At 53.3% G+C, this 15382-nt stretch carries 12 protein-coding genes; 6 read left to right on the forward strand and 6 right to left on the reverse strand.

Features of this window, described 5'->3' with window-relative positions; all coding sequences use genetic code 11:
• Positions 1-5: 5 nt before the first annotated feature.
• From lgt to rppH, 3 genes are all read right to left on the reverse strand, one after another.
• Positions 6-881, reverse strand: coding sequence for a prolipoprotein diacylglyceryl transferase (gene lgt, locus OGY04_RS15750; protein ID WP_286585603.1), 876 nt, complete (start codon positions 879-881; stop codon positions 6-8).
• A 190-nt stretch (positions 882-1071) separates the two neighbouring features.
• Entirely contained in the window at positions 1072-3318 is a 2247-nt protein-coding gene (gene ptsP, locus OGY04_RS15755) for a phosphoenolpyruvate--protein phosphotransferase (protein WP_003825604.1), read from the reverse strand.
• A 12-nt stretch (positions 3319-3330) separates the two neighbouring features.
• Entirely contained in the window at positions 3331-3861 is a 531-nt protein-coding gene (rppH, locus tag OGY04_RS15760) for an RNA pyrophosphohydrolase (RefSeq protein WP_003825602.1), read from the reverse strand.
• A gap of 684 nt (positions 3862-4545) precedes the next feature.
• Here rppH and mutH point away from each other — a divergent pair.
• From mutH to OGY04_RS15780, 4 genes are all read left to right on the forward strand, one after another.
• A complete protein-coding gene (gene mutH, locus OGY04_RS15765) occupies positions 4546-5241 on the forward strand; it encodes a DNA mismatch repair endonuclease MutH (RefSeq protein WP_003033965.1) in 696 nt (231 codons plus the stop codon).
• Positions 5242-5316: 75 nt separating this feature from the next.
• Positions 5317-6030 carry a TerC family protein gene (locus OGY04_RS15770; RefSeq protein WP_003033961.1) on the forward strand — a complete coding sequence of 238 codons (714 nt, stop codon included), beginning with the start codon at positions 5317-5319 and terminating at the stop codon, positions 6028-6030.
• A gap of 144 nt (positions 6031-6174) precedes the next feature.
• Positions 6175-6393, forward strand: a complete 219-nt coding sequence (gene ygdR, locus OGY04_RS15775) for a lipoprotein YgdR (RefSeq protein WP_000758660.1) — start codon at positions 6175-6177, stop codon at positions 6391-6393.
• Between the two features lie 106 nt (positions 6394-6499).
• Positions 6500-7540 (forward strand): NADP(H)-dependent aldo-keto reductase, encoded by a 1041-nt coding sequence (locus OGY04_RS15780; RefSeq protein WP_286585606.1) that lies wholly within the window; start codon positions 6500-6502, stop codon positions 7538-7540.
• Between the two features lie 445 nt (positions 7541-7985).
• Here OGY04_RS15780 and lplT read toward each other — a convergent pair whose 3' ends face one another.
• The gene (gene lplT / locus OGY04_RS15785) at positions 7986-9179 is read right to left on the reverse strand and encodes a lysophospholipid transporter LplT (protein WP_008785713.1); all 1194 of its coding nucleotides are present in this window, start codon (positions 9177-9179) and stop codon (positions 7986-7988) included.
• Positions 9172-11331 carry a bifunctional acyl-ACP--phospholipid O-acyltransferase/long-chain-fatty-acid--ACP ligase gene (gene aas / locus OGY04_RS15790; RefSeq protein WP_003825593.1) on the reverse strand — a complete coding sequence of 720 codons (2160 nt, stop codon included), beginning with the start codon at positions 11329-11331 and terminating at the stop codon, positions 9172-9174. The genes lplT and aas overlap by 8 nt, the downstream gene beginning before the upstream one ends.
• A gap of 597 nt (positions 11332-11928) precedes the next feature.
• On the opposite strand from aas, the gene galR reads away from it, so the two are divergent.
• Together galR and OGY04_RS15800 are read left to right on the forward strand one after the other, a co-directional pair.
• A complete protein-coding gene (galR, locus tag OGY04_RS15795; RefSeq protein WP_048215625.1) occupies positions 11929-12957 on the forward strand; it encodes an HTH-type transcriptional regulator GalR in 1029 nt (342 codons plus the stop codon).
• A gap of 13 nt (positions 12958-12970) precedes the next feature.
• Positions 12971-13981 carry a LacI family DNA-binding transcriptional regulator gene (locus OGY04_RS15800; protein WP_008785715.1) on the forward strand — a complete coding sequence of 337 codons (1011 nt, stop codon included), beginning with the start codon at positions 12971-12973 and terminating at the stop codon, positions 13979-13981.
• A 78-nt stretch (positions 13982-14059) separates the two neighbouring features.
• Here the strand turns inward: OGY04_RS15800 and lysA are convergent, their stop codons facing one another.
• Positions 14060-15316 carry a diaminopimelate decarboxylase gene (lysA, locus tag OGY04_RS15805; protein ID WP_286585608.1) on the reverse strand — a complete coding sequence of 419 codons (1257 nt, stop codon included), beginning with the start codon at positions 15314-15316 and terminating at the stop codon, positions 14060-14062.
• Positions 15317-15382 lie beyond the last annotated feature (66 nt).

Here is a 15382-nt window from a genome sequence, read left to right on the forward strand (position 1 = left end):
GTTCCTCAGGAAACGTGTTGCTGTGGGCTGCGGCGGTACGCCCAAACCATCATAATAATGCCTGCGACAATCATCGGGATAGAGAGGATCTGCCCCATGCTGATGTACTGTACCCAGGTGCCGGTAAACTGCGCATCCGGCTGGCGGAAGAATTCAACAATAATACGAAACGCGCCATAACCAATCAGGAACAGACCGGATACCGAACCCATCGGGCGCGGTTTGCGAATGTACAAGTTCAGAATGATAAACAGCACAACGCCTTCCAACGCCATCTCATAAAGCTGTGAGGCGTGGCGTGGCAGCGAACCGTAGGTATCAAAAATAGACTGCCATTGCGGGTTAGTTTGCAGCAGTATAATATCTTCGGTACGGGAGCCGGGGAACAGCATGGCGTACTTGAAGTTCGGGTCAACGCGTCCCCACAGCTCACCGTTGATAAAGTTGCCCAGACGCCCTGCACCCAAGCCAAACGGAATCAGCGGGGCAATGAAATCAGAAACCTGGAAGAACGAACGCTTAGTGCGTTTGGCGAAGATGATCATCACCAGGATCACACCGATAAGTCCACCGTGGAAGGACATACCGCCGTCCCAGACGCGGAACAGATACAGGGGATTATCGAGGAATAACGGGAAGTTATAGAACAGTACGTAACCAATACGCCCACCGAGGAAAACCCCGAGGAAGCCCGCATACAGTAAGTTTTCTACTTCATTTTTGGTCCAGCCACTGCCCGGACGATTCGCGCGGCGCGTCGCCAGCCACATCGCGAAAATAAACCCCACCAAATACATTAAGCCGTACCAGTGAAGCGCGACGGGTCCGATTGAGAAAATGACCGGATCGAAATCCGGAAAATGCAGATAGCTACTGGTCATCTGTCACCACAAGTTCTTGTTATTTCGCTGAAGTCAGACAGCAATTGATAAGCGCGCCTGCATAATGCAGGCGCTCCAAAGGTGCGAATGATAGCACAAGGGGTTAGAAGCGGATGCCGGGAAGATGTAAAAGATCTGTATAGGTAATCTCTATCCCCCGTAATACCTGATAGCGCTACGCTTATCAGACCTACAATCCCCCGCGAATCAAGCCCCCCATACCACGACGCTCCATGAAGGCCGCTACCTGATGGCGTACTTCTGTTGCCATCTGTGCCTCCAGGCTGCGCTGCGCCAGCGTTTGCGCCTCATCAAAATCGATATGACGCAGCAGATATTTTACGCGAGCGACAGAACGACCGTTCATCGACAAATGACGGAAACCGAGACCGATCAGAATAGCCACACACATCGGATCGCCCGCCATTTCACCACACAGGCGCAAATCGATACCGCTTCTTTCGGCTTCCTGCGCAATCATCGCCAGCGCACGCAACATCCCCGGATGCAGGCTGTCATAAATGCTGGCTACCCGTGTGTTGTTACGATCGACGGCCAGTATGTACTGGGTAAGGTCGTTGGTTCCAACCGAGATAAAGTCTATCCGGTTTGTCAGATGCGGCAGCATGAACACCATCGACGGAACTTCCAGCATGATGCCAATGCGCGGTTTCGGGATCTCGTAACCGATCATCTCCTCCACTTCGCGTCCGGCGCGTTCAATCAAACGTCGCGCTTCGTCCACTTCATCGATGCTGGTTACCATCGGCAGCAAAATGCTCAAGTTTCCGGTTGCCGCATTCGCACGCAGCATAGCGCGAACCTGGATCAAAAAGATCTCCGGCTGATCGAGCGTTATGCGGATCCCTCGCCAGCCAAGGCACGGGTTCTCTTCACTGATCGGCATGTAGGGCAGCTGTTTATCGGCGCCGACATCCAGCGTACGCAGGGTCACCGGCTTGTCGTTAAACATTTGCAGCATACCCTGATACTGCGCAACCTGTTCTTCTTCCGAAGGAAATCCGCTTTGCAGCATGAACGGGATTTCGGTGCGATAGAGGCCAATGCCGTCGATTCGGCTACCCAGCTTTTCTTCATGTTCCGGGCTGAGGCCCGCATTGAGCATCACCTTCACGCGCTCGCCGCTTTTCAGCTGTGCTGGCTGGTTGACATCGTCTTCCGCCAGGCGGCTCAGCTCAATTTCTTCACTGATAAGACGCTGGTATTCCTGGATTAATACCGGTTCCGGATCGACCAGCAGTTCACCGCGATAACCGTCCACCACCAGCGTACGGCGATGCAGCACCGACGGCTGGATATCGGCCCCCATGACGGTAGGGATACCCAGCGCACGCACCATAATTGCCGCATGAGAGTTGGCTGCGCCGTCCCGGACAACCACGCCAACTAACCGGTCCTGAGGAAGCTCCGCCAGCGTGGTTGCTGAAAGTTCATCCGCCACCAGCACAAAGCGTTCCGGCCAGGCATTCGGCCCCTGGATAGAGTCATCAAGGTGGAACAGCAGACGCTGGCCCAGCGCGCGTAAATCTCCGGCCCGCTCTTTGAGGTAGTTATCGCTCAGCGCGGCGAACTGTTCGGCAAACTTTTCAATGATCGTTTTAACCGCCCACTCGGCCACCGAACCGTTATCCACTTCCGCAAACAGCTCGCGGCGCAGACGGGTATCGGAAAGCAAGTGCGAGTAAAGATCAAAGATCGCCGCCGTTTCTTTCTGCGCCCCAGCGGTAAAACGCTTGCTGTAGCGGCGGAATTCGTTCGCCGCCTCTTCCAGCGCACCGGTCAGTCGCTCGCGTTCAAGCACAGGATCCAGCGTTGAAGCCTGGTAGACCTGTTCCATCAACGGCAGCGTCGCATCCTGCCAACCTTCGGCTATTGCCACACCGGGAGCGGCAGGCAGCGCACGGATGCGCGTTTGACGGTACTGGCCGAACAGCGCGTTTAGCTGCGACTGCGAAAGTATGGCCGCCATTTGCGTGGCGAGCGTGACGAGGAAAGACTCTTCACTTTCATCGTACTGACGCAGTTCACGCTGCTGCACCACCAGCACACCTAAAAGCTGGCGACGCTGAATGATCGGTACGCCTAAGAATGCACGAAAACGCTCTTCTTTTACCGAAGGAATGTATTTGAAGCTGGGATGTTTTTGCGCATCGGCGAGGTTGATAGGTTCCGCCAGCCTGCCAACCAGGCCAACGATACCTTCATCAAACGCGAGTGCGACAGTGCGACCACGTGGTTTTTTTAGTCCCCGGGTCGCCATGAGGTAATAACAACGTCGATCGTGATCGGCCAGATAAACCGAACAGACCTCTGTATCCATCGCAAGACAGATGTCGGTAACCAGTATATTCAGCGCTTCGTTCAGACGCGGAGCACTGGCCACCTTTTCGACTATTTCGCGCAGGCGGGTGAGCATAATTTGCGTAGCTTAACCTCTTTTACGTCTGTACGCAGGTGCGCTTTGCGGTTTAGGAGTGCTCTCCTGAAGCGCCATGACAACACTTGCGAATTCTTTCATCACCCTGCGATAGACATCGCGTTTAAATGACACCACCTGTCGAACCGGATACCAGTAACTCACCCAGCGCCAGCCGTCGAACTCAGGTGTACTGCTGGTTTGCATATTGATTTCAGCATCGCTGCTGACCAATTGCAGAAGAAACCATTTTTGTTTCTGGCCGATACAAACCGGCTTTGTGTCCCAACGCACCAAACGTTTCGGTAACTTGTAACGCAACCAGTTACGAGTAGAAGCAAGGATCCGTACATCTTTACGACTGAGACCCACTTCTTCAAAGAGTTCCCGGTACATCGCCTGCTCTGCTGTCTCTCCTGCATTGATCCCACCTTGTGGGAATTGCCAGGAGTGCTGACCAAATCGCCGGGCCCACATGACCTGCCCCTGGCGGTTACAAATTACTATCCCTACATTCGGGCGGTAGCCATCGTCATCAATCACCGGACTACCTCAACATAAACCTTATATACAAACGATTGTTTCACACTCCTGAGGGGCGGTAAACCACTCTGTTAAGGGTGCGATATTCTAATAACAATTGAATAACTCACAGTTAAAGGCCGAGTTATAAACAGAAGAAGGGCAAGCAAGGCGATTTTATTCACCTTTTCTGTGGATATAGTTGTGAAGAAGTACGGAATTACTATGGGAAAACCCAGAACAGTCCGAATAAGACATTCGTCACATATCAAAAATACTCTTATACATTCATAAAGTTAAAACCGATCCACGCAGATAAACACACAGAAATGTGATGTGCATCACGCATACGATCTTCACGCTGATGAAAGATCGACCAGCGTTGGTTTTATCCACAGATTATGCCAATAAGTTAGGCACAATTTGTGTGAAAATTCGATTTTCGTCGCACGTCAAGGCTGTAAATTGAAACAGTAGTGGGGGTTTTTCACAGTTATCCCATCTTTCTGTGGATAACATGGTGTAAGATCCTGTTCATTGTCAGTGACCAGAATTGGAAAACCCGCTTCGCTGTTGCGCAACTCTGCGAACGTAAATCTAAAAACCAATATAAATCATAGAATTGAATAAAGCATGTGGAAAAAGATAAACTCTGTCCACACGGTATAAAATCATTGCTCATTTTTTCACCTAAGGGTTAACCCGATGCCAGAACTCCGTCCGTTACTTTCTCCCCCTGAATCTGAAGCCCAGTTGCTGAGCCAGGCACGGCAGCTTTCGGGCTACGCGTTAGGAGAATTAGCGGCAATGGCGGGAATCGTTACGCCGAAGGATCTTAAGCGCGATAAAGGCTGGATTGGCGTCCTGCTGGAAATCTGGCTCGGTGCAAGCGCGGGCAGTAAACCAGAGCAGGATTTTGCGGCGCTGGGCGTGGAGCTGAAAACGATCCCTGTGGACAGTCTTGGCAGACCGCTGGAAACCACCTTTGTGTGTGTGGCGCCGTTAACCGGCAATACCGGCGTCACCTGGGAAACCAGCCATGTACGGCACAAACTCAAACGTGTTCTGTGGATCCCGGTAGAAGGCGAACGCAGCATCCCTCTGGCTGAGCGCCGCGTCGGCTCTCCCCTGCTGTGGAGCCCGAATGAAGAAGAAGACCGGCAATTGCGTCTGGACTGGGAAGAGTTAATGGACATGATTGTGTTAGGACATGTCGAACGCATCACCGCTCGCCATGGGGAAGTACTGCAACTGCGTCCTAAAGCCGCCAACGCCCGCGCGCTTACCGAGGCCATTGGCGCCAACGGCGAACCCATCCTGACCCTGCCACGCGGCTTTTACCTGAAAAAGAACTTCACCCGCGCATTGCTTGAGCGACATTTCTTGTTCCAGGCGCAATAGGCACCGTCCGGCCTTTCACCCGCCGCGTTACGGGCCTATAATTACCGCTTCTTTTTTTTGGCAGGACTTTGTTCGATGTTATTTGCATGGATAACCGATCCTAACGCCTGGCTTGCGCTCGGTACGCTGACGCTGCTGGAGATCGTTCTTGGGATCGACAATATTATTTTCCTTTCTCTGGTTGTAGCCAAACTCCCGACAGCGCAACGCAATCATGCCCGACGTATTGGGCTGGCGGCGGCGATGATCATGCGTCTGGCACTGCTGGCTTCTATCGCCTGGGTAACGCGGCTGACAAACCCGTTATTCGAGCTGTTTGGCGAGGCGATATCAGCACGCGACCTGATCCTTCTGCTGGGGGGATTGTTCCTGATCTGGAAAGCCAGTAAAGAGATCCACGAATCCATTGAAGGTGAGGAAGAGGGGTTAAAAACCCGCGTATCTTCTTTCCTGGGCGCGATTGTACAGATCATGTTGTTAGACATTATCTTCAGTCTGGATTCCGTGATTACTGCGGTTGGCTTGTCCGATCATCTGTTTATTATGATGGCGGCGGTGGTGATTGCCGTAGGCGTGATGATGTTTGCCGCGCGCCCAATTGGCGAGTTTGTCGATCGCCACCCTTCGGTGAAAATGCTGGCGCTCTCGTTTCTGATTCTGGTCGGTTTTACGCTGATTCTGGAAAGTTTCGACGTCCACGTTCCGAAAGGATATATCTATTTCGCCATGTTCTTCTCTATCGCGGTAGAGACCCTGAACCTGTGGCGTAATAAAAAAAATCCGCTCTGATGAAATCCATCGCTCCCCGCAAGGGGAGCGAATGCCGGCCACACCTACCCCTTCTCACAGTTTAAGATTTTACTGCTTTCACCATGCACAACTTCGCGTTATTACTAAACTATTGTCAGACGCAGGCCATGTGAGGATAAGCAGATGAAAAAATGGGCAGTTTTGATTTCCGCCGTAGGACTGGCTTTTGCCGTTTCCGGATGCAGCAGCGATTATGTAATGGCAACAAAAGATGGTCGAATGATCCTGACCGATGGAAAACCAGAAATTGACGATGATACCGGTCTGGTGAGCTATCACGACCAGCAGGGCAATGCGATGCAGATTAACCGCGATGATGTGTCTCAAATCATTGAACGCTGATGGTTGAGGTCAGCAGCGCGCTGGCCTTAACAATTTTACTTCCCTTTTTCGCTTCCCTCAGCCATTTTTATAATCCTTATGTCGTGATTATAAAAAGGAAACGGCTATGCAATATCACCGTATACCCCACAGCTCGCTGGAAGTCAGTACACTGGGGCTGGGCACAATGACGTTTGGTGAACAAAACAGCGAAGCCGACGCACATGCACAGCTCAATTATGCCGTAGCACAGGGCATTAATTTGATCGACGTTGCCGAGATGTATCCGGTACCGCCGCGTCCTGAAACCCAGGGTCTCACCGAAACCTACGTAGGTAACTGGCTCGCCAAACACGGCAGCCGCGAAAAGCTGATCGTTGCTTCTAAGGTCAGCGGACCATCACGTAACAACGACAGCGGCATTCGACCGAATCAGGCGCTGGACCGTAAAAATATCCGTGAAGCGCTGCACGACAGCCTGAAAAGACTGAAAACTGATTATCTGGATCTGTATCAGGTTCACTGGCCGCAGCGCCCGACTAACTGTTTTGGTAAGTTAGGCTACAGCTGGACAGACTCCGCGCCGGTCGTTTCCCTTCTCGATACGCTGGACGCACTGGCCGAGTTTCAGCGCGCTGGGAAAATTCGCTACATCGGCGTTTCTAATGAAACCGCGTTTGGCGTGATGCGCTATCTACACCTGGCGGACAAACACGATCTGCCACGCATCGCCACCATCCAGAACCCCTACAGCCTGCTGAACCGCAGCTTTGAGGTTGGACTGGCTGAAGTGAGCCAGTATGAAGGCGTTGAGCTGCTGGCCTACTCTTGCCTGGGCTTCGGTACGTTAACCGGGAAATACCTGAACGGCGCGAAACCTGCCGGTGCACGCAATACGTTGTTTAGCCGTTTCACGCGCTACAGCAGCGAGCAGACGCAGAAAGCCGTTGCGGCCTATGTGGATATCGCGAAACGCCATAATCTGGATCCTGCGCAAATGGCGCTGGCATTCGTGCGTCGTCAGCCGTTTGTCGCCAGCACTTTGCTGGGCGCCACGACGATGGAGCAGCTAAAAACCAACGTTGAAAGTCTGCATCTGGAGTTGAGCGAAGAAGTACTGGCGGAGATTGAAGCGGTGCATCAGGTGTATACCTATCCTGCACCGTAACAGTTAGCGCCTGATGGCGCTACGCTTATCAGGCCTACAAAGTGAACGCCCTGTAGGCCGGATAAGGCAACGCCGCCATCCGGCACATTCATAGCATACTTATCTCGCACCGTGACGATTAGCGCCTGATGGCGCTACGCTTATCAGGCCTACAAAGTGAGCATCCTGTAGGCCGGATAAGGCAACGCCGCCATCCGGCACATTCATAGCATACTTATCTCGCACCGTGACGATTAGCGCCTGATGGCGCTACGCTTATCAGGCCTACAAAGTGAACATCCTGTAGGCCGGATAAGGCAACGCCGCCATCCGGCACATTCATAGCATGCTCATCTCGAACCGTGACGGTTAGCGCCTGATGGCGCTACGCTTATCAGGCCTACAAAGTGAGCATCCTGTAGGCCGGATAAGGCAACGCCGCCATCCGGCATCAGCATACAACAGACTAATGGCGGCGCTGCCAAATCCACAGCGCCGCAATCGCCAGCGCAAACAGCGCACCAAATCCAATACCAATCGCAACAGCCGGGATCCCCACCAGCACCGCCAGTGAGTAAATACCGAGCATCAACAGCATCGCGCTGTTTTCGCCCAGGTTTTGCACCGCTATCGCATTACCCGCGCCGACGCTTTTCTTACCCCGTTCCTGCAGCAACGCATTCAGCGGTACCACAAAGAAGCCACCCGACACGCCGATAAGCATCAGCAATGCGTAAGCCGGAAGCAGCGAATGTTGAAGAGAGAAAATCAGCACCACTACGCCAATCAGGATCCCCGCAGGCATACAGCGCGACACGGTTTCCAGCGTTACGAGCTTCGCTGCCGCACCCGCACCGACCACAATCCCGATTGCTACCATGGCATTGAGGTAGGTCGGTGTGGCGTTATCGGTGATGCCGAGCGCCACCGGGACCCACAGCACCAGCAGAAAACGCAGCGTAACGCCCGCGCCCCAAAAAAGGCTGGTTCCCACCAGCGAGAAACGCGTCTCGCCATTACGCCACAACGATGAAGCAGCACAGAAGAAACTGCGCGTCATTTTCCCCAGATGCCAGGACTGGCCAGGACGAGCCGCGGCCAGTTTCGGGATATACAGGTTAGCCACCACCGCGCCAGCATAGGCCAGGGCACAGGCAGAAAGCGCGGCAATCACGTGCCAGTCGGCCAGAACGCCGCCGGCGACAGAACCGAGCAAAATCGCGGCAATGGTGGAGGCTTCCATCAGGCCGTTAGCCTTCACCAGTTTGTCGCCGGTAGTCAGTTCACCGAGAATGCCGTACTTGGCCGGTGAATATGCCGCCGCGCCGATCCCCACCAGCGTATACCCAAGAAACGGATTAATGCCGAAGCAAATACTCGCCGCGCCCAGCAGTTTCAGAGCGTTCGCGAACATCATCACTCTGCCTTTGGCAAAGCTATCCGCCACCTGTCCCACAAAGGGAGCAAACAGAATGTAAGCGCCCACAAACACCATTTGCAGGATTGGCTGACTCCAGTCCGGATAGAATTGTTCTTTCAGCAACGCCAGCGTAGCAAACAGCAACGCATTATCGCCAAACGCCGACAGAAACTGCGCGGCGATAACGGACATCATCCCTTTGGACCAGATTGAAGTGTTAGTGTGCACTGACTCACTCATGTTGTTTTTCCGGCTCATCGACCCAGCTTTTCAGCGTAACAAAATCCGGCTTACCGCTGCCGAGTAAGGGGAGTTGCTTCAGATGGCGAATATCACGCGGTACGGCGAGTTCAGGTACACCGTGCGCCCGCGCATACTGCTGTAGTTTTTCACGTGTCAGTTCGCTGTCGGTAGTGAACAGCACCAGCGCCTCACCTTTGCTGGCATCACTCTTGATCGCCGTGGCGTGCATTTTGTCTGCGGATACCGCCAATGCCAGTTGCTCAACCATTTCCAGCGAAACCATCTCTCCGGCAATTTTAGCGAAACGCTTAGCGCGCCCCTGAATCTGTACAAAGCCGTTTTCATCAAAGCGCACGATGTCTCCGGTGTCATACCAGCCGCGCTCAATCTCACCTTGCGCATTCTCTGCTGTCGGCACTTCCAGCACGCCAGGTTTTTCGACGCGCAAATAGCCGCTCATAATATTAGGACCTTTCAGCTGTAAACGCCCACCGTCCTCAATTCCCGGAACGGCCAACAGTCGAGCATCCATACCAGGCAAGATGCGCCCTACCGTTCCCGATTTTGCCGCCATTGGTACGTTAATCGACACAACCGGCGCACATTCCGTCACGCCATAGCCTTCAAGAACGCGCAGGCCAAATTTCTCCTGCCACAGCTGCTTTGTGCTGTCCTGAAGTTTTTCCGCTCCCGCCACCACATAGCGCAGGCGGTGGAAATCGTACGGATGCGCAAAACGCGCATAGTTGCCGAGGAACGTTGAAGTACCAAACAACACGGTGCAGTTCCGGTCGTATACCAGCTCTGGCACAATGCGGTAATGCAGCGGGCTGGGATAAAGAAACACTTCTGCGCCAGTCAGTAGCGGCGTGAATAATCCCACCGTCAGGCCAAAGGAGTGGAACAGCGGCAGCGCCGACATAAAACGGTCATCGGCGGTGAAATCGGCAATCGTTTTGATCTGCTCAACGTTCGCCAGAATGCTTTTATGACTGTGAACCACACCTTTCGGATGGCCTTCTGAGCCAGAAGTAAAGAGGATCACCGCAGCGTCTTCCGGCTGCTGCTTCACCTGCGCCAGATGCGGTGCCAGCAGATGTGAGAAAATCCACAGCTTATCGCTGAAGGTCACATCAGCTTTTAAGTCTTCCAGATAAACCCAACGCACCTGGGTGAGCTGTTCCGGTAAATGCCAGAGTTTGCCTTTATCGAGAAACTGTCGGGATGTGAAGATCGTTTTAATTTCAGACGCAGTAATGGCGCTGGTTAATCCTTTCACGCCCGCGGTGTAGTTCATCATGGCCGGAATGCGTCGACGCGCAATGGCGCCAAAAATAACCGCCGCGCTGATCCCCGCGTTTGGCAGCATCAGGCCGATTTTTTCACCTTCGACGCTGTATTTTTCCAGAATACGGGCCACAAAGAGCGTCTTCGTCAGCAGTTTACGGTAGCTGTCCGGGGTAAAGTTAACATCTTCAATGCAGTTTTTGCCTGCGCCAAAACGGTATTTCGCCGCCAGCAGCGACTCGTATAGCGTTTCACGCGGACGAACCGCCATGCGTGCTTCCATCATAATTTGATGCAGCATCTCTCCGGCAATTTTGCGGCGATCGCGAGCACGCGGTGCTTCCGGCATCGGCAGTTGTGTCGGCGGTAGGATATGTAAGCGGATGCGCGGGAAGAATCGCTGTTTAACCAAACCTTTCAGGCGGCTAAAGCGGGAAAGCTCCGCGCCTTCAATGCGCACAGGAACGACCGTCGCCCCCGACTTTGCGGCGACAAACCCCGCGCCGTCATAAATTTTCATTAACGAACCGGACGTCGAAATACGTCCTTCCGGGAAAATAACCACCGGACGGCCCTGTTCGACCAGACGAACCAGATGTTTAATCGACATCGGTTTGGTCGGATCTAACGGTACGAAATCAATCAGCGGAGTTAGCCAGCGCATATACCATTGCTGGCTGATCGAGGTGTAAACAGCGAAGACGGGACGAATCGGTAAAAAGAGCGCCAACAGGATGCCGTCTATAAATGAGACATGGTTGGGAGTGATTAGAACGCGTTCTCCCTGTAGCGCGCTGACATCGCCCGTGACGCGAACGCGGAAAAGCACGCGAAACAGATTACGAAAAAAGCCAAATAGCATCTCAACTCCCTGTGCCATTAATTATATAAACATCAATGGTGGGAGAGTATACGAGTTGGGGAATGGGCGCGACAGGTAACTGGTAAATACAATCCGAAAAAAAACCTGCGCATCCGCGCAGGTTGGTGCAAGAGACAGGTACGAAGTGCGTACCGAATAATCTCACCAATCAATACCTCTGGGATCTTGATTGTGGTCGTCAGCAGCCAGATACGCCAGTGCGAAAACGCAAAGGAATGAACCCAAATGCAACGAGTTGTGTAAATTATCGGTTACTGTTACAGATAGGCTGAAGGTAAAAAAAAACCTGCGCATCTGCGCAGGCTGGTGTAATTCTAGTGATCAACCCGAAAGTTGATTTCACCTATCAATACCTCTGGGATCTCAACTCTAGCAATCTGCTCAGTTCCCTCACCAGCGAACAATCGCAACAGCACATCGCAAAGTGTAAGCAAAAATTAGCATTTTCTATTTTCTGTCTTACTTCGCTCGTGTGCGCTCACATTTGCGACGTTCTGACGGGCAATCTGCTTGAACAGCCAGCCATTTTCCGTAACACTGACGGAATGTAAGCGTTTACCCACAACAGGTACTATCATGGCGACCATAAAGGATGTAGCCCGACTAGCTGGTGTATCAGTCGCCACCGTTTCTCGAGTGATTAATGATTCCCCTAAAGCCAGCGAAGCATCGCGCCTGGCCGTAACGAGTGCAATGGAATCACTCAGCTACCACCCCAACGCCAATGCGCGTGCGCTGGCACAACAATCCACTGAAACCATCGGTCTGGTGGTAGGTGATGTGTCCGATCCATTTTTTGGGGCAATGGTTAAAGCTGTCGAGCAGGTGGCGTATAACACCGGTAATTTTTTACTGATTGGTAACGGCTACCATAACGAACAGAAGGAACGACAGGCGATTGAACAGCTCATTCGCCACCGCTGCGCAGCCCTTGTTGTCCACGCAAAAATTATCCCGGATGCTGAGCTGGCATCACTCATGAAGCAAATCCCCGGCATGGTATTGATTAACCGAATTCTGCCGGGATTCGAACAACGCTGCGTTGCCCTTGATGACCGTTTCGGCGCATGGCTCGCAACCCGACACCTCATTCAGCAGGGCCATACACGCATTGGCTATCTGTGCTCCAATCACACGATTTCAGATGCGGAAGATCGTCTGCAAGGCTATTACGACGCGCTGGCAGAGAGCAATATTCCTGTCAGCGATCGACTGGTAACGTTTGGTGAACCGGATGAAAGTGGCGGTGAGCAGGCCATGACCGAGTTACTTGGCCGTGGCAAAAACTTCACTGCGGTAGCCTGCTACAACGACTCAATGGCGGCTGGTGCCATGGGCGTATTGAATGATAACGGCATTGATGTGCCGGGAGAAATCTCGCTGATTGGTTTTGATGATGTGCTGGTTTCCCGCTACGTGCGCCCGCGTCTGACCACGGTGCGCTACCCGATCGTGACGATGGCAACCCAGGCTGCCGAACTGGCGCTCGCGCTGGCGGAGAAGCGTCCCGTGCCTGAAATTACCCACGTTTTTAACCCAACTCTGGTGCGTCGCCATTCCGTTTCGACGCTGACAGAGCCGGGGAATTCATCGTCAAACGAATAACCAGGATAGCGTTATGACTACGATGTTGGACGTTTCACGACACGCAGGCGTCTCAAAAGCGACCGTTTCGCGCGTACTGAATGGCACGGGTCAGGTAAAAGAGAGCACGCGCCAGAAAGTGTTTAAGGCCATGCAGGCACTTGATTATCGGCCTAATTTTTTAGCGCGCTCTTTGGCAAACCGCACCAGCAACAGCATTGGTCTGGTAGTTTCCACATTTGATGGATTCTACTTTGGCCGCCTGCTGCAACAGGCTTCACGCCAGACGGAATCTCACGGCAAGCAGTTGATCGTCACCGACGGACACGACACACCAGAGCGTGAGCAGGAAGCCGTGCAAATGCTGGCGGACAGGCAGTGCGACGCCATTATTCTCTATACACGCTATATGAGTGAAAAGGCGATTATGTCGTTGATGAACAGCATTGCTATGCCCTTGCTGGTCATCAACCGTGATGTCAGCCAGGCCCGCGATCGCGCAATTTTCTTTGAACAGGAAGACGCGGCCTATCAGGCGGTCAATTACCTGATCTCCCAGGGCCATAGCGATATTGCTTGTATCACTGTGCCTGGTCATACGCCTACCGGTAAATCCCGCCTGATGGGGTATCGTAAGGCGCTGGAAAAAAACGGTATTCCCTGGGATCCCGATAAGGTCAAATACGGCGACTCCACGATGACGCGAGGCTATGAGGCCTGCCGTGAACTGCTGGAGGAAGGGGTAAAATTTAGCGCCCTGTTCGCCTGTAACGATGACATGGCATTAGGCGCATCAAAAGCGTTACATCAGGCCGGGCTGAGGATCCCAACGGACGTCTCACTGTTTGGTTTTGATGATGCGCCCAGCGCCAAATGGCTGGAGCCGGGGCTGTCTACCGTTTATCTACCGATTGATACCATGATAACCACGGCAATCGACCAGGCTATTCGGCTGGCCAACGGCGAGAGCGTCGAGCCAATCCCACCGTTTACCGGCAAACTGGTACTACGTGACTCAGTAACGCTCGGGCCATACTTTAAGTAATCAAATGCCGGATGGCGGCGCAGTTAATCTTGTAGGCCGGATAAGCGTAGCGCCATCCGGCATTTCACAACGCTGTAATCAGATTAATTCCAGCGCTAACAGCTCATCAATGGTCTGGCGACGGCGAATTAGCCGCGCCACGCCGTTATCAAACAAAACCTCCGGCAGCAGCGGACGGCTATTGTAGTTTGACGACATTGACGCGCCGTACGCCCCGGTATCATGCAGCACCAGATAATCGCCCGGCACCACCGCAGGCAACAGACGGGTTTCCACATTTCCGCCTTCCTGCTGGGTAAACACGTCACCAGATTCGCACAGCGGCCCGGCTACCACGGTTTCCCGTTGTGGGGTGTGTTCCAGAGAGCGACCATCCCCTGCCAGCGCGGAGATATGGTGATAACTACCGTACATGGCCGGGCGCATTAGATCGTTGAAGCCCGCATCGATCAGCACAAAGTGGCGGCTACCCATCTCTTTTACGCTACGCACCTGCGCCACTAACACACCGGCTTCCGCGACCAGAAAACGACCCGGCTCTATCTCAAGCGCGATCGGGTGACCCAGGTGTTTAGCAATCTGTTCACGCGCAGCGTTCCACAATCCAAAGTAGTGATCGGTATCGATCGCCTCTTCGCCTTCGCGATACGGGATTGATAAACCGCCACCCGCGGAGATCGCCTCCAGATCCTGGCCAAATTCAACCACCTGGCGCACCATCGCACCGCACACCTGCTCCAGATGCGCATAGTCCACGCCGGAGCCGATATGCATATGAATCCCCACCAGCTTCAGCTTATAGCGCTGAATCACCTCCAGCGCCGCGGGAAGATCGCTATACCAGATCCCGTGCTTGCTGTTTTCGCCGCCGGTATTGGTTTTCTGACTGTGCCCATGCCCAAAGCCAGGGTTTACGCGTAGCCACACGCGATGGCCCGGCGAGACCTGGCCCAGTTGTTCCAGCATATCCACCGACCCGGCATTTACCGGAATGCGCAATTCATGCACCCGCGCGAGCGTCGCTTCATCAATCATATCGGCGGTAAAGACGATTTCATCTTTCCCCGGTACGAAGCCTGCCGCCAACGCACGTTCAATTTCGCCAAGCGAGACGGAATCAACCTTCACGCCCAGCTCGCGCATCAGGCGCAAAATATGAATATTCGAACATGCCTTTTGGGCGAAACGCACCACGTCAAACTGACTCAATTTGGCAATCTGCCCGCGGATAATCTGCGCATCATAGACCCACACCGGGCAGCCGAATTCGGCAGGCAGGCGCAGCAGGTTGTCGGCGGTCAGGTCAGTGTCAGTACTATTGAGTGGGCGTGGCATGGTGTGCTCCGGTATTGGCTTTTTTATGATTACGCCACAGCCCGAAAAGAATAAAAAATATCGTTT

This window comes from Citrobacter sp. Cpo091 (assembly GCF_030332645.1).
Lineage (GTDB): Bacteria > Pseudomonadota > Gammaproteobacteria > Enterobacterales > Enterobacteriaceae > Citrobacter > Citrobacter portucalensis.

What these genes read in the sequence shown, in the direction of transcription:
- lgt (WP_286585603.1), bottom strand. Translation starts at nt 881, where the DNA reads ATGACCAGTAGCTATCTGCATTTTCCGGATTTCGATCCGGTCATTTTC.
- ptsP (WP_003825604.1), bottom strand. Translation starts at nt 3,318, where the DNA reads ATGCTCACCCGCCTGCGCGAAATAGTCGAAAAGGTGGCCAGTGCTCCG.
- mutH (WP_003033965.1), top strand. Translation starts at nt 4,546, where the DNA reads ATGCCAGAACTCCGTCCGTTACTTTCTCCCCCTGAATCTGAAGCCCAG.
- OGY04_RS15770 (WP_003033961.1), top strand. Translation starts at nt 5,317, where the DNA reads ATGTTATTTGCATGGATAACCGATCCTAACGCCTGGCTTGCGCTCGGT.
- ygdR (WP_000758660.1), top strand. Translation starts at nt 6,175, where the DNA reads ATGAAAAAATGGGCAGTTTTGATTTCCGCCGTAGGACTGGCTTTTGCC.
- OGY04_RS15780 (WP_286585606.1), top strand. Translation starts at nt 6,500, where the DNA reads ATGCAATATCACCGTATACCCCACAGCTCGCTGGAAGTCAGTACACTG.
- lplT (WP_008785713.1), bottom strand. Translation starts at nt 9,179, where the DNA reads ATGAGTGAGTCAGTGCACACTAACACTTCAATCTGGTCCAAAGGGATG.
- aas (WP_003825593.1), bottom strand. Translation starts at nt 11,331, where the DNA reads ATGCTATTTGGCTTTTTTCGTAATCTGTTTCGCGTGCTTTTCCGCGTT.
- galR (WP_048215625.1), top strand. Translation starts at nt 11,929, where the DNA reads ATGGCGACCATAAAGGATGTAGCCCGACTAGCTGGTGTATCAGTCGCC.
- OGY04_RS15800 (WP_008785715.1), top strand. Translation starts at nt 12,971, where the DNA reads ATGACTACGATGTTGGACGTTTCACGACACGCAGGCGTCTCAAAAGCG.
- lysA (WP_286585608.1), bottom strand. Translation starts at nt 15,316, where the DNA reads ATGCCACGCCCACTCAATAGTACTGACACTGACCTGACCGCCGACAAC.